Origin of the sequence: Kutzneria sp. 744, assembly GCF_000568255.1 — a bacterium.
Taxonomy (GTDB): Bacteria; Actinomycetota; Actinomycetes; order Mycobacteriales; family Pseudonocardiaceae; genus Kutzneria.
Genome location: NZ_KK037166.1, coordinates 957,462 through 970,378, shown reverse-complemented (window position 1 = coordinate 970,378; position 12,917 = coordinate 957,462). Strand labels below are relative to the sequence as shown.

Here is a 12,917-nt window from a genome sequence, read left to right as displayed (position 1 = left end):
CGAGACCCTGGAGGCGGAAGCCGAGGCCGAGTCGGAGGAGCTCTCGGCGGAAGCCGAGGAGACATCCTCGCTGCCGGAGTGCGAGGTCGGGGAACCATGCGTCAACAACGGCATGGGCAATCTCGTCAAGGTGAACAAGCCGGACGCCGATGCCGACAAACTGGCCGAGCGGATCGGCGGCGAGTCCCGGATGAAGTTCGAGAACGACCCGGCCGGCAAGGAATATGACACCATCACCGACCGGTATGTCGCGGAGACGAAACCGGCCAACTTCACCTTGAACAAGGACTGGCGCAGGCAGGCCAAAGCCGTGTTCGACATGGCAGTCAAGACGGGCCGAACGCCGTACTTCCATTTCGAGGGGCCACCCGGGCCGGGAGTTCTCGAAGCGCTCAAGCGGTACGCCGAGCGATACGCGATCGAGCCGGTCATCGACCTCGAGCCGTTAGGCTGACTGCCATGCACGAGTTCCACGGCTGGTTCGGCATCTCGGAATCGGCCTATGAAGCTGATGAGGGAACGCTGGCGGAGGGGCTGGCGGAGCTGCGGGCCCGGGTCGCCGAGTTGGCGTGGTCGATGGGCACGGTGCGGGTGGTCGTCCACAACGCCCGGGAATTCCTGGAGGTGAACGGGGTGGCGAACCGGCGAGGCGTCGAGGCGATGGAGCTGGACAGGCTGTTGGAGCATGTCGCCACGCGGTTCCCCGGCAGTTACGGCCTGCTGTACGAGCGCTCCGACGACCCGGCCGACTTCGACACGCCCGGCGTCAACGCGTTCCGGGTGCGGGTGATGGCTCGGGGCGAGATCCACACCCGCCTGGACCCCTTCCTGTCCCCGTGCAACCCGGTGATCGAGGACTAGGACACCAGGTCGAAGCGGACGACGATCGGCAGGTCGCCGATCTCGCCCAGCGTGACGGCCGTTCCCTCGGAGATCACGGGCTTGCCGTCGAGCCTCACAGCAGTGTCAAGATCGAGCAGGCCGGCGAGGTGAGGAAGTCTCATCTCGCCGGTTTCGGCTATCAGGGCATAGGCGTGGTTGCCACCGCGAGTCCAGCGCAGCCAAGGAGAATCGCTGGGGGAAACGCCGTCCAGCGGCCGGGTGTCATGGATGGCAACGGAATTGACGGCCATCCACTCGGCCATGCCCTCCAGCACAGCCCACTGCGTCGGTGGGAGCGTGCCGTCGGCGCGAGGGCCGACGTTCAACAACAGGTTGCCACCACGGGAAACCACGTCGGCCAGCTGGCGGACGGCCCCGGCCACAGGCAACGAGTGGGAAGCGTCCTCGGCCTGGTTGTAGCCGAAGGAGAAGCCGATGCCACGGCAGTTCTCCCACGGGCCGGAGCCCTCGACCGAGCGGTTGGCCTGGTACTCGCTGGTGCGGAAGTCGTAGGCGACGTCGGGGCGGCGGGAGTGGGTGCCGTCCCACCGGTCGTTGACGATGCCGTGGGGAACGTCGGCGCGGTAGAAGGCGAACAGGCCGGGCAGATCGACCAGGCCCTGGTCGGGCCAGCCGATGTCGTTCCACAGGATGTCGGGGGAGTAGCGGGTGATGAGGTCCTGGACGTGGCGAAGAGCGTACGCGGCGTAGGCGGCCTCGTTGGCCCGGCCGTGGTCGTCGATCTGGTCCTCGTGCCGGATGACGGCCCGGCGGCCGGCGAACCAGTCGATGCCGCCGGAGTAGTAGACGCCGAACCGCAACCCGGCGGCACGAGAGGCGTCCGCGATGGAGCGACGAGGTCGCGGCGGGGACCGCGGTGTACGTGTTGCGGGTGCCGTGCGGGAGCGTCCACAGGGTGATGCGTCGTGTGCTGTGTCGGCACCACGTAGCGGGCCCCGCCCGGCGAAGAGCGAAGCCAGGTCGGCGGGATCGAAGTTCTCGGCCCGCCAGAAGTCCAAGAAGGAGTCGTACGGCCGGCCGCCGTGCACCGACTGGTGGTGGGAAAAGGCTGCGCTGCCGGGGATCTGGCTGGTGTTCCAGTACCACTCGGCATAGGGGCAGTGGGCGAACCAGAACTCCGAGTCGAACGTGCCCAGCTCGCCGATGGGCTCGGCCCACGCGGGCACGGAGTAGGCGCCCCAGTGCATGAAGATGCCGAACTTGGCGTCCTGGAACCAGGTCACCCGCGGATCGCCCCCTCGGTGGCTCCCGCGATGAAACCGCGGGCGAACAGGCCGAACACGGCGACCATGGGCACGGTGGCCATCAGGACCCCGGCCATGACCATGCTGTAGTCGGTGCTGTGGCCCACGTTCAACTGCGCCAGCGCGACCTGGAGCGTCAGCCGGTCGGGGTTGGTGAGCACGATCAGCGGCCAGATGTAGTCGTTCCACGAGTTGACGAAGGCGTAGATCGACAGGAACGACAGGGCCGGCCGCATCAGCGGGACGGCGACGTTCCAGTACTGGCGGAAGAAGCCGCAGCCGTCGATGCGCGCGGCGTCGAGCAGCTCGTCGGGCACGCCTCCGCTGATGTACTGGCGCATCCAGAAGATGCCGAACGCGTTGGCCAGCGCGGGCGGCACCAGGGCCTGCAGCGTGCCGACCCAGCCGATCTGGGACATGATGATGAACTGCGGCAGGGTGCCCAGCTGTAGCGGCAGCATCATGAAAACCAGCAGTAGTCCGAAAAGGACTCTTCGGCCGGGGAAGTCGAACTTGGCGAAGGCGAAGGCGGCCAGCGAGTCGATGAACACCACCAGGAACGTCGTGACCGAGGCGACGACCAGGGTGTTGAGCATCGACCCGAAGAAGTCGACGTTGGCCAGCACGTTGCCGATGTTGTCCAGCAGGTGCGAGCCGGGTGTGAACTTGGGCGGGTTGTGGTAGATGTCCGTGGTCGTGTTGGTGGCCATGATGATGGTCCACACGAACGGGAACACGGAGATCAGCACGGCCACGACCAGGATCGCGTGGGTGCCCCAGCGACGGGTCATTCCTTCCTCCCGCGTTGCACCAGCCACCAGTTGACCACGACCAGCACGAGGATCAGCAGGAAGAACGCCCACACGATCGCGGCGCCGTAGCCGTAGTCGTTGTTGGTGAACGCCTCCTGGTAGAAGTACAGCAGCGTGGTCAGGCCGGCCTGACCGGGCCCGCCGAGGCTGGCGTTGGCCGCGTTGGTGCCGAACAGCACCTGCGGCTCGCTGAAGCTCTGCAGCCCGTTGATGGTGGAGATGACCACGGTGAACAGGATGATCGGCCGCAGCATCGGCAGCGTCACGGAGAAGAACGCGCGCACCGGCCCGGCGCCGTCGATGCGGGCGGCCTCGTGCACCTCCGGCGGGATCGCCTGCAGGCCGGCCAGATAGATGATCATGTTGTAGCCGGTCCACATCCACGTCATCAGCAGCGCGATGACCACCTTGATCAGCCACGGGTTGCTCAGCCAGGCCACCGGCGGAATGCCCACCCCGGCCAGAATGGCGTTGACCAGACCGAAGTTGTTGCTGAACACCGCCGCGAAGAAGATCGCGACGGCCACGATGGAGGTGACGTTGGGCAGGAACAGCGCGATCCGGTAGAAGCCCTTGAACCGCCGCACCGAGTGCACCAGCGCGGCCAGCACCAGGGCGCCGAACAGCGTCGGCACGGTCGAGAGCACCCAGATGACCAGCGTGTTGCGCACCGACAGCCAGAACACCGGATCCTTGATCAGGAACCCGAACTGCTGCAGCCCCACGAACTTCATGTCGCTGAGGCCGTCCCAGTGCTGGAAGGCCAGGAACAGCGAGAAGAACACCGGGAACAGCGAGAAGACCGCGAACATCAGGTAGAACGGCGAGATCGCGAGGTACTGCCGCCAGTAGGTGAGGACTCCTCGCCGGGCCGGCTGGGCCGAGAGGGGAGGGGTGCGCCGAGGGCGGAACCGGGGCGGCGCCGTCCGAGTGGCCAAGCTCAGCTCACCCCCTGCCGCTGGGCGATCTGCTTGGCCTGGCTCACCGCGTCGTTCCAGGCCGCCTCGGGCGACTTGCCGCTGGCCTCGATGTTGCCCAGTTCCGTGCGGTAGGGCGCCATCACGGCCGCGTCGGCCGGGGCCTCGTAGCTGATCGGGATGGCCTCGGCGGCCGGCCCGAACACGTCGATGGTGCTCTGGCCGCCGAAGTACGGGTCGCCCGCGGTCAGCGCCGGCAGCTTGTAGGCGGCCGGGGCGGCCGGGAAGATCGCCGCGTCGGTGAAGCTTCGGGCGTCGTTGGCCGGGCTCAGGATCCAGCTGATGACCTTGAACGCCTGCTCGGGGTTGCGGCACTGCCTGGGCAGCGCCAGGAAGGAGCCGCCGTCGTTGGCCGGGCCGCCGGGCATCGGGGCCACCCGCCACTTGCCCTTGAGGTCGGGGGCGGCCTGCTCGATGTCCAGGGCGTGCCAGGCGGCCCCGAGCTCGACGCCGAGTGTGCCGGTGGAGATCGCCGCGTTCCAGCTGTTGTCGTCCACCTTGCCGTTCAGGCCGGCGGTCGCGCCCTTCACGGCGGTGTTCCAGGCGGTGCGGATGTGCTCCTGGTCGCCGATGAAGTGGTTGTTCTCGTCGACGAACCGCTTGGTGCCCTGGTTGACCACGATGCTGAACAGCTCGGGCAGGTTGCGCATGGGGAAGGACTTGGGCACGGCCTGGTGCAGCTGCTTGCCCATGGCGAAGAAGTCGTCCCAGGTCTTGACCTGGGCCGCCACCTGCTTCGGGTCGGTGGGCAGGCCGGCCTGCTCGAACAGGTCCGTCCGGTAGTACATGCCGGTCGGGCCGATGTCGATCGGGAAGCCGAGCTGCTTGCCGTCGGTGGTCTGCGCCCGCTTGACCTTCCACGCCAGGTACTGCGACGAGACGTCCTTGAACCCCAACTCGTTGAGGTCGAGGAACTTGCTGGCACTGGGCAGGAACGAGGCCATGTCCTCGCCCTTGATGCCGGTGATGTCCGGCACCGAGGAGCCGCCGGCGGCCAGCGTGGTGACGAGCTTCTGCTTGAAGTCGCCGCCGATGGAGCTGGCGGTGAGCGTGATGTCCTTGGCGAACTGGGTCTTGGCGTCGCCGACGACCTTGTCGCTCAGGCCGCCGCCCCAGTACCACAGGGTCAGGTCCTTGCCCTGGGCGCCGCCTGCGCCGGAGCTGCCGCAGGCGGCGGAGAAACCGGCGGCCATGGCGGTCAGCGCCGAGGCCTGGATGAATCGTCTGCGGGAGAGTTCCATGGGATCGCTCCTAGTCGTGCATGCCCGGCAGGCGGTCGAGGAAGGCGTGTTCGGGGCGGTGATCGGTGGCCCGCCAGCGGGCCAGGTCCGTCCACAGTGGAGCGGACGCGGCTCCGCCGATCCGCCGCACCGACAGTGCGGCGACGAGGGCGGCGAAGCGGAGCCGGTCGGCCAGGGCCAGGCCGGCCAGGGTGGCGAAAACCAGCGCGGCGCCGAACACATCGCCGGCGCCGGTGGTGTCGACGGCGTCAACGGCGACGCCGGGGATCGAGGCGCTCTCGCCCGTGCTGCCGTCGATGGCCAGGACCCCGTCGGCCCCGCACGTCACGACGGCCAGCGGCACCAGTTCGGCGAGCTTGGCCACCGCGGCCTCGGCGGAATCCGTTCCGGTGTAAGCCATGGCTTCACGGTCGTTGGGCAGGAACGCGTGACAACCGGGCAGCTGGGCCAGGATCGCCTCGGCGTGGTGTGAGGCCTCCTCCCACCCGGCGTCCGCGAACACGAGGGTGTCCTGGGCGACGGCCTTGCCGATCCAAGTCTGTGGCTCGGGGCAGAGATGGGCGACGGCCGCGCGGGCCGGTGGCGGGGTGCCGACCAGGTCGTCGGCCGTGACGGGCGCGGCGGTGCCGTGGGTGACCAGCGCGCGGTCGCCGTCGTATGCCATGGCCACGGTCAGCGGCATCAGCCAGTCGGGGATCACCCGGGACAGCGACAGATCGACGCCTTCGGCCAGCAGTTCCCGCTGGCACATGTCGCCCATGACGTCCGAACCGATGGCGGCGGCCAGCGAGGTGCGCAGGCCCAGCCGGCTAAGCGCCACGGCGAAGTTGGCGATGCCGCCGGGGCTGGTGCCGCGCGACCCGGCCCAGACCTCGGTGCCGGCCGCCGGCGCGGCGGGCAGGCCGGCGAAGCCGATGTCGTAGAAGAGCAGGCCCGACAGGAACACGTCGGGGACCGCTGCTGGTGTTGCCACGCCGCAACCTTCTGTTCGGTCCGAAGTTGAGCTAGAGACTGCACCGCGTGCACGAGAATGGCAATAGCTGCGTGACTTTGAGCGAGTTTGCAGAGTAGGGTCCGACTGTGCTTCCCGCCCGACGACACGAGCTGATCCTGCGCGCGCTGCGCTCGGACGGCCCCAGCACGGTGGCCGTGCTGGCCGACCTGCTGGGCGCGAGCCAGGCGACGATCCGGCGCGACCTGCTGCAACTGGAGGACGAGGGCCTGCTGCGGCGGGTCTTCGGCGGAGCGGTCCCCGTGAACGGCCATGACGACCCGTTCGCCGACGTCGCCGACGTGCGCGTGGAGGCCAAGGACGCCGTGGCCGCCCGCTGCGCGGCGATGGTGCGCGACGGCCAGACCGTGCTGCTGGACATCGGCACCACCGCGCACCGCATCGCCCGCCACCTGCGCGGCCGTTCCCTCACGGTGATCACCAGCAACCTCGCCGTTTTCGAGGAACTGGTGGAGGACAAGGAGATCCAGCTCATCCTGCTGGGCGGCGTGGTCCGCCGGGACTACCGTTCCCTGGTGGGCTTCCTGACCGAGGACAACCTGCGCCAGGTGCACGCCGACGTGCTCTTCCTGGGCACCAGCGGCATCCGGCCCGACGGCCACGTGCTCGACACGACCGCCGTCGAGGTGCCGGTGAAGCGGGCGATGATCGCCGCCGCGGAGAAGGTCGTGTTAGCCGCCGACGCCGGGAAGTTCCCCGGCACGGGCATGGCCCGCGTGTGCGGGCCGGAGGATCTCGACGTCGTGGTGACGAACGCGCCCGCCGACGCGGCGACGTGCGGCGCACTGCGCGAAGCTGGGGTGGAGGTCGTGGAGGCATGAGGCTGACGATCCTGGGCGGGGGTGGCTTTCGGGTCCCCCTCGTCTACCGGGCGCTGCTGGCCGATCGGGGCAAGGACCGGGTCACGCACGTGACCCTGCACGACCTGGATCCGCGCCGCCTGGACGCCATCGTCAAGGTGCTGCGCGAGCAGGCGTCCGATCATGACGACGCGCCGGAAGTGCGCGTGACGACCGACCTGGACGAGGCGGTGACCGGCGCCGACTTCGTGTTCTCGGCCATCCGCGTCGGCGGACTGGCCGGCCGCGCCACCGACGAGAAGGTGGCCCTGGAGCTGGGTGTTCTCGGCCAGGAGACGGTCGGGGCCGGCGGCATCGCGTACGGCCTGCGGACGATTCCGGTCGCGGTGGACATCGCCCGCCGCATCGCCCGCCTGGCCCCTGAGGCGTGGGTCATCAACTTCACCAACCCGGCCGGCATGGTCACCGAGGCCATGGCCGCGCACCTGGGCGACCGGGTGATCGGGATCTGCGACTCGCCGGTCGGCCTCGGCCGCCGCGCCGCCCAGGCACTGGGCGTCGACCCGTCGCGGGCCTGGCTGGACTACGCGGGGTTGAACCACTTGGGCTGGCTGCGGGCGATCCGCGTCGACGGCGTGGACGTGCTGCCCCGGCTGCTGGCCGACGAGGACGCCCTCACGTCGTTCGAGGAGGGCAAGCTCTTCGGCGCGGACTGGTTGCGCACCTTGGGTTCCCTGCCCAACGAGTACCTGCACTACTACTACTTCAACCGCGAGGCCGTGGCCGGCGCGCGGGCGGCTTCGCAGACCCGCGGGGCGTTCCTGCTGGACCAGCAGTCCCGTTTCTACGAGCAGATGCAGGTCCCCGGCACGCCGCCGTTCGCCACCTGGGACGCCACGCGCCTGGAGCGTGAGGTCACCTACATGGCCGAGAACCGTGAGGCCGTGGACGCCGGCGAGCGCAACTCGTGCGACCTGGACTCCGGCGGCTACGAGAAGGTCGCCCTGGCCCTGATGCGGGCCATCGCCCTGGACGAGCGCACCACGCTGATCCTCAACGTCCGTGGTCGGGGCGCGTTGAAGCCGCTCGACGACGAGGCCGTGATCGAGACGAACTGCCACGTCGACGCCAACGGCGCCCGTCCCATCACCGGCCTGCCGCTGGCCCCGCACTCCGTCGGGCTGGTGACTGCCGTGAAATCCGTGGAGCGGGACGTCATCGCCGCTGCCACTACTGGCGACCGGTCCGCTGCTCTGCGGGCCTTCGCGTTGCATCCCTTGGTGGATTCCGTTGCTGTGGCGCGGCGTCTGCTCGACGGGTATCTGACTCACGCCCCCGGCCTCGACTACCTCAAGGCGGCCAGCAATGCATGACGACCGCAAGCAGGTCGAGGCGCGTCTCGACCGAGTCCTGGAGCAGCGGATTCGTCCTGCTGTGTATGGGGATGTCGTTCCGTTGACGTTGACCGCGTGGCACGTGCCCGACGAGCCGGTGCCGGTGTCCGAGGCCTTGGCCGCCCCGTACTCGCCGTTCGCGGTGGGGGAGCGGTGGGGCCGGCCGTGGTCGACCACCTGGTTCCGTGTCGTCGGGACCGTGCCGGCGGAGTGGGCGGGACGGCGTGTGGAGGCCGTCTTCGACCTGGGCTTCGTCGGCGACTGGCCCGGCGGCCAGGCCGAGGCGCTCGTCTACTCCCCGTCCGGGCAGCCGGTGAAGGGCATCGAGCCGCGCAACCAGTACGTGCCGGTGGCCGCCCCGGCCGTCGGCGGCGAGCCGGTGGAGCTGCTGCTGGAGGCCGCCGCCAACCCGGACATCCTGGCCAACGGCTTCATTCCGACGCCGATGGGCGACAAGCTCACCGCCCCGCCCGACCCGATCTACACCTTCGCCCGCGCCGACCTCGCCGTGCTCAACGAGGACGTCTGGCATCTCGTGCTGGACATCGAGGTCGCCGGTGAGCTGATGAAGCAGCTCAGCGAGCACGACACCCGCCGCCACGAGCTGTTGCGCGCGTTGGAACGGACGCTCGACGCCGTCGACATCGCCGACGTCGGTGGCACGGCCGCCGCCGCGCGTGTCCAGCTTGAGGGCGTGTTGTCCCGGCCGGCCCATGCCAGCGCCCACACCTTGTCCTCGGTCGGCCACGCGCATATCGACAGCGCCTGGCTGTGGCCGTTGCGGGAGACCGTCCGCAAGACCGGGCGGACCTTCGCCAACGTGACGGCGTTGGCCAAGGACTACCCCGAGTTCGTCTTCGCGTGTTCGCAGGCCCAGCAGTACGCGTGGGCCAAGGAACACCATCCCGTTGTGTACCAACGCATGCAGGAGGCGGCCAAGGCCGGCAACTGGGTGCCCGTCGGGGGTATGTGGGTCGAGGCCGACGGCAACCTGCCCGGCGGCGAGGCGTTGGCCCGACAACTGGTGCACGGCAAGCGTTTCTTCCTCGACGAGTTCGGCGTCGAGTGCGAGGGCGTGTGGCTGCCGGACTCCTTCGGTTACACGGCGGCGTATCCGCAGCTGGCGCGGTTGGCCGGCATGCACTGGTTCCTGACCCAGAAGATCTCGTGGAACCAGACCAACAAGATGCCGCACCACACCTTCTGGTGGGAGGGCATCGACGGCAGCCGCGTCTTCACCCACTTCCCGCCCGTGGACACCTACAACGCGGTGTTCTCCGGCGAGGAGATGGCCCACGCCGCGCGCAACTACGCCGACAAGGGCGGCGGCACAAGGTCGTTGGTGCCGTTCGGGCACGGCGACGGCGGTGGCGGCCCCACCCGCGAGATGATGGAGAAGGCCCGGCGGCTGGCGTCTTTGGAGGGTTCGCCGCGCGTGGTCGTGCAGGATCCGAACGTGTTCTTCCGTGAGGCAGAGGCGGAGTACAGCAACGCCCCCGTGTGGTCGGGGGAGTTGTACCTGGAGTTGCACCGGGCCACGTACACCAGCCAGGCCCGCACCAAGTCCGGCAACCGCCGCAGCGAGCACCTGTTGCGCGAGGCCGAGTTGTGGGCGGCCACGGCGGCTGTGCGGGCTGGGTACTCGTACCCGTACGAGCAGCTGGACCGGTTGTGGAAAACCGTGCTGCTGCACCAGTTCCACGACATCCTGCCCGGCAGTTCCATCGCTTGGGTGCATCGCGAGGCCGAGGCCACCTACGCCGCCGTCGCCGCCGATCTCCGTGGCATCATCGACGGGGCCTCCTCGGCGTTGGCCGGCACTGCGGCCGATGTCCCGTGGGTACTCAACGCCGGTCCTCGCGCTCGAACCGAAGTCGTTGCCGTGCCTAGGAAATTGGCCGTCGACGGTCAGTCTCTCTCCGACGGCTCCGTCGCCGTGCTGACCGCTGTCGAAGGCTCCACCGCCGGGCCGTTGGTTACTGTCTCTGCTGCACACCCCGTTGTCGTCGGCGATCGCCTGCTGGAGAACGGCTTCGTCCGGGTCTCGTTCGACGACGACGGCCTTTTCACGTCCGTCTACGACCTCGTCGAGGACCGTGAGGTGTTGGCGCCGGGGGAGCGCGGCAACCTTCTGCGCCTGCACACCGATTTCCCCAACCAGTGGGACGCTTGGGACATCGACCAGCACTACCGCCACCAGTACACCGATCTCACCGACGCTTCGTCGATCACCGTCGTCGAGCACGGTCCGCTGGTCGGTGCTCTTCGCGTCGAGCGCCGTTTCGGTTCGTCCACCCTCGTTCAGACCATTCGTCTGTGTGCCGGTTCGCCTCGTGTCGACATCGAGACGGAGATCGACTGGCACGAGCAGGAGAAGATCATCAAGGCCGTGTTCCCGTTGGACGTGCACGCCGACCGCTCGGCCGCCGAGATCCAGTTCGGGCACGTCTTCCGGCCCACGCACACCAACACCAGCTGGGAGGCCGCCCGGTTCGAGGTCTTCTGCCACCGCTGGGTCCACGTCGCCGAGCCCGACTACGGCGTCGCCGTCCTCAACGACTCCACCTACGGCCATGACGTCGGCCGCGCCGCCCGGCCCGACGGCGGCACCACGACCACCTTGCGGCTGAGCCTCGTCCGCGCCCCGCGCGTGCCCGATCCGCACGCCGACCAGGGCTTGCACCGGATGACCTACTCGCTGCTGCCCGGCGCCTCCGTGGCCGACGCCGTCGAGGGCGGCTACGCCCTCAACCTGCCTTTGCGGGTCGTCCCCGGTTCTTCCCGCGCTTCGACGTCCCCGTTGGTCGCCCTGGACGGCCGCCGGGCGGCCGTCGAGTCCGTCAAGCTGGCCGATGACCGCTCCGGCGACGTCGTGGTCCGCCTCTACGAGTCCCTCGGCGGCCGCGCCCGGACCGTGCTTCGCCCCGGCTTCCCCGTTTCCCGCGTCCAGGTCGTGGACCTCTTGGAGCGCCCCCTCGGCCAGGACCTCCCTGTCGCGCCTGACGGCTCCGTGCACCTCCGCTTCCGCCCCTTCCAGGTCCAGACCCTCCGCTTGACCCCGTCGCCATAGTTCGCCGGTCAGTATTGGTGGGCTTGTGTGCTGTACTCCCGCCCCAGTGGCGTAGTCCAGTGCGTCGTCCCGTCCGCATCCCTCGTCACGCTGTAGTTGTCGTGCTTGACGTGACGGTGCCGGCGGCACAGGCCTTGCAGATTCGCAGGCTCCGTGCCGCCGGCCGGCCACGGCGTGATGTGGTCATGCTCCTCGATCGGCCTCGAACACCCCGGCGCCGTGCACGTTCCCCCGCTCCGCACGTGATCGAACTCTTTCATCAGGTTCGACGGCCGATACGTGTTCTTGCTGATCGCCGCCGCCCGCCGATACTCGTCCAGCGCAATCCCCCGCCAGCGCCCTCGCATCGCCAGCTCCCGCGCCGCGTCCGCCGCGATCGGCCCATACCCGGCCAGCTGACCCGGCTCGTTATCGAGCCCCATCAGCGTCTTCATCCCCACCGTGACGAACGTCCTGACGTTCCATTCTTTCCGCTGGCCCAGCATCCTCTCCCTCAGCACATCACACCGCTTCTGGTCCGTAGTGCGCCCATCGGCCGGCAGTCCTTTGGCATCCGCACACACCTGCTGAAACAGCTCCCTGGCCTCCGCCGCCGGCAGGATCCACATCAGCTTCGCCATCCCGTCCGGCAGCGGCGAGAACTCCACCCGCCGCTCTTCCCGGGCTTTCTTGCACCGCCTCTCGTATCCTTCCGGATCCGCTTTGGCCACCAGCGCCGTTGTCTTTCGACACAGCTGTGACCGGGTAAGCCCGCCAGCGACCTCAGCGAGAGCGCGATCCACTTGACTCACCTGCGCCGGGTCTTCGAGATGCCGGGTCCGCTCATGCACCGCCACGAACCGCGCCAGATCAACATCCCCACCCCGAAACCGCTCCGCCAGCGCCGGATGACCGCCCAGCGCCGCCGCCACCTCTCGCGCCTTCGTCAGCGCCGGCTCCGCCACCTTGATCGCCATGGCCGCGCCATGGCCAGCTCGGTGGTGTCCCGCACCTGCGCCAGCGCCGCCAGCTCGGCGTATTCGCAGCAGGCTCTCAGTCTCCGCGCCACAATGGCAAACGTCAGTAATTCTTCCTGCGTGAGCCCCGCCGGATCGACACTCATGATCAGGTCATACATCGCCCCATCGGGCCGACCGTTCTCTATTTCCGGAGTGAGTTCTCCCATGTCTCCAGAATACTCTCGCGCAAGATCCAATTCGAGTCACTAACGGGTGATTGCTTCATGCATAATCGCGCGCTCAGGGAGAGGGAGAGGGAGAGGGAGAGGGAGAGGGAGAGGGAGAGGGAGAGGGAGAGGGAGAGGGAGAGGGAGAGGGAGAGGGAGAGGCGGAAGGGGTGCGGGGGGAAGAAGGTGGGGAAGGGGAGGGGGGAAGGTGGGATATAAGAGAAAGGAAGGCGGGAGGCGGGAGGCGGGAGAAAAGCTTTTCCGTCAACCTTTCACCTTTGACAATTCAGAAAAGCGTG

Annotated in this window: 13 protein-coding genes; 6 read left to right on the top strand and 7 right to left on the bottom strand. The window is 68.6% G+C overall.

Annotated features, from left to right (window positions below; translation table 11 throughout):
• The coding region (locus KUTG_RS04235; RefSeq protein WP_043715039.1) for a restriction endonuclease fold toxin at window positions 1-454 on the top strand (454 nt) is incomplete at its 5' end.
• Window positions 455-459: 5 nt separating this feature from the next.
• Window positions 460-861, top strand: a complete 402-nt coding sequence (locus KUTG_RS04230; protein ID WP_043715036.1) for an Imm7 family immunity protein — start codon at window positions 460-462, stop codon at window positions 859-861.
• On the opposite strand, the gene KUTG_RS04225 is transcribed toward KUTG_RS04230, so the two are convergent.
• The 5 genes from KUTG_RS04225 to KUTG_RS04205 are packed head-to-tail and all read right to left on the bottom strand — an operon-like array spanning window position 858 to window position 6,150.
• Window positions 858-2,126 (bottom strand): alpha-L-fucosidase, encoded by a 1,269-nt coding sequence (locus KUTG_RS04225; RefSeq protein ID WP_052393912.1) that lies wholly within the window; start codon window positions 2,124-2,126, stop codon window positions 858-860. The genes KUTG_RS04230 and KUTG_RS04225 overlap by 4 nt on opposite strands.
• Window positions 2,123-2,938 carry a carbohydrate ABC transporter permease gene (locus KUTG_RS04220; RefSeq protein WP_043715034.1) on the bottom strand — a complete coding sequence of 272 codons (816 nt, stop codon included), beginning with the start codon at window positions 2,936-2,938 and terminating at the stop codon, window positions 2,123-2,125. The genes KUTG_RS04225 and KUTG_RS04220 overlap by 4 nt, the downstream gene beginning before the upstream one ends.
• Window positions 2,935-3,897, bottom strand: coding sequence for a carbohydrate ABC transporter permease (locus KUTG_RS04215; RefSeq protein ID WP_198047001.1), 963 nt, complete (start codon window positions 3,895-3,897; stop codon window positions 2,935-2,937). Before KUTG_RS04215 ends, KUTG_RS04220 begins: the two co-directional genes overlap by 4 nt.
• Window positions 3,898-3,899: 2 nt before the next feature.
• The gene (locus KUTG_RS04210; protein ID WP_043715031.1) at window positions 3,900-5,177 is read right to left on the bottom strand and encodes an ABC transporter substrate-binding protein; all 1,278 of its coding nucleotides are present in this window, start codon (window positions 5,175-5,177) and stop codon (window positions 3,900-3,902) included.
• Window positions 5,178-5,187: 10 nt separating this feature from the next.
• The gene (locus KUTG_RS04205) at window positions 5,188-6,150 is read right to left on the bottom strand and encodes a PfkB family carbohydrate kinase (protein ID WP_043715029.1); all 963 of its coding nucleotides are present in this window, start codon (window positions 6,148-6,150) and stop codon (window positions 5,188-5,190) included.
• Between the two features lie 107 nt (window positions 6,151-6,257).
• Between KUTG_RS04205 and KUTG_RS04200 the strand changes: the two genes are divergently transcribed.
• From KUTG_RS04200 to KUTG_RS04190, 3 genes are read left to right on the top strand one after another with little or no spacing between them, the layout of a single operon-like run.
• A complete protein-coding gene (locus tag KUTG_RS04200; RefSeq protein WP_043715028.1) occupies window positions 6,258-7,010 on the top strand; it encodes a DeoR/GlpR family DNA-binding transcription regulator in 753 nt (250 codons plus the stop codon).
• Window positions 7,007-8,362: a 6-phospho-beta-glucosidase gene (locus KUTG_RS04195; RefSeq protein WP_043715026.1), complete on the top strand. Its 1,356-nt coding sequence runs from the start codon at window positions 7,007-7,009 to the stop codon at window positions 8,360-8,362. The genes KUTG_RS04200 and KUTG_RS04195 overlap by 4 nt, the downstream gene beginning before the upstream one ends.
• Window positions 8,355-11,453 carry an alpha-mannosidase gene (locus KUTG_RS04190; RefSeq protein ID WP_043715024.1) on the top strand — a complete coding sequence of 1,033 codons (3,099 nt, stop codon included), beginning with the start codon at window positions 8,355-8,357 and terminating at the stop codon, window positions 11,451-11,453. Before KUTG_RS04195 ends, KUTG_RS04190 begins: the two co-directional genes overlap by 8 nt.
• 8 nt (window positions 11,454-11,461) lie before the next feature.
• Here the strand turns inward: KUTG_RS04190 and KUTG_RS04185 are convergent, their stop codons facing one another.
• Window positions 11,462-12,409, bottom strand: coding sequence for an HNH endonuclease signature motif containing protein (locus KUTG_RS04185; RefSeq protein ID WP_084578882.1), 948 nt, complete (start codon window positions 12,407-12,409; stop codon window positions 11,462-11,464).
• Entirely contained in the window at window positions 12,379-12,618 is a 240-nt protein-coding gene (locus tag KUTG_RS04180; RefSeq protein WP_157494321.1) for a hypothetical protein, read from the bottom strand. Before KUTG_RS04180 ends, KUTG_RS04185 begins: the two co-directional genes overlap by 31 nt.
• Before the next feature lie 57 nt (window positions 12,619-12,675).
• Between KUTG_RS04180 and KUTG_RS60720 the strand changes: the two genes are divergently transcribed.
• Window positions 12,676-12,837 carry a hypothetical protein gene (locus tag KUTG_RS60720; protein WP_198047000.1) on the top strand — a complete coding sequence of 54 codons (162 nt, stop codon included), beginning with the start codon at window positions 12,676-12,678 and terminating at the stop codon, window positions 12,835-12,837.
• The last annotated feature ends 80 nt before the right edge of the window (window positions 12,838-12,917 follow it).

Bases quoted from the DNA above. Each gene is read 5' to 3' on its own strand.
- KUTG_RS04210 (WP_043715031.1), bottom strand. From the start codon at position 5,177: ATGGAACTCTCCCGCAGACGATTCATCCAGGCCTCGGCGCTGACCGCC.
- KUTG_RS04190 (WP_043715024.1), top strand. From the start codon at position 8,355: ATGCATGACGACCGCAAGCAGGTCGAGGCGCGTCTCGACCGAGTCCTG.
- KUTG_RS04195 (WP_043715026.1), top strand. From the start codon at position 7,007: ATGAGGCTGACGATCCTGGGCGGGGGTGGCTTTCGGGTCCCCCTCGTC.
- KUTG_RS04180 (WP_157494321.1), bottom strand. From the start codon at position 12,618: ATGGGAGAACTCACTCCGGAAATAGAGAACGGTCGGCCCGATGGGGCG.
- KUTG_RS04220 (WP_043715034.1), bottom strand. From the start codon at position 2,938: ATGACCCGTCGCTGGGGCACCCACGCGATCCTGGTCGTGGCCGTGCTG.
- KUTG_RS60720 (WP_198047000.1), top strand. From the start codon at position 12,676: ATGCATAATCGCGCGCTCAGGGAGAGGGAGAGGGAGAGGGAGAGGGAG.
- KUTG_RS04230 (WP_043715036.1), top strand. From the start codon at position 460: ATGCACGAGTTCCACGGCTGGTTCGGCATCTCGGAATCGGCCTATGAA.
- KUTG_RS04185 (WP_084578882.1), bottom strand. From the start codon at position 12,409: ATGGCGATCAAGGTGGCGGAGCCGGCGCTGACGAAGGCGCGAGAGGTG.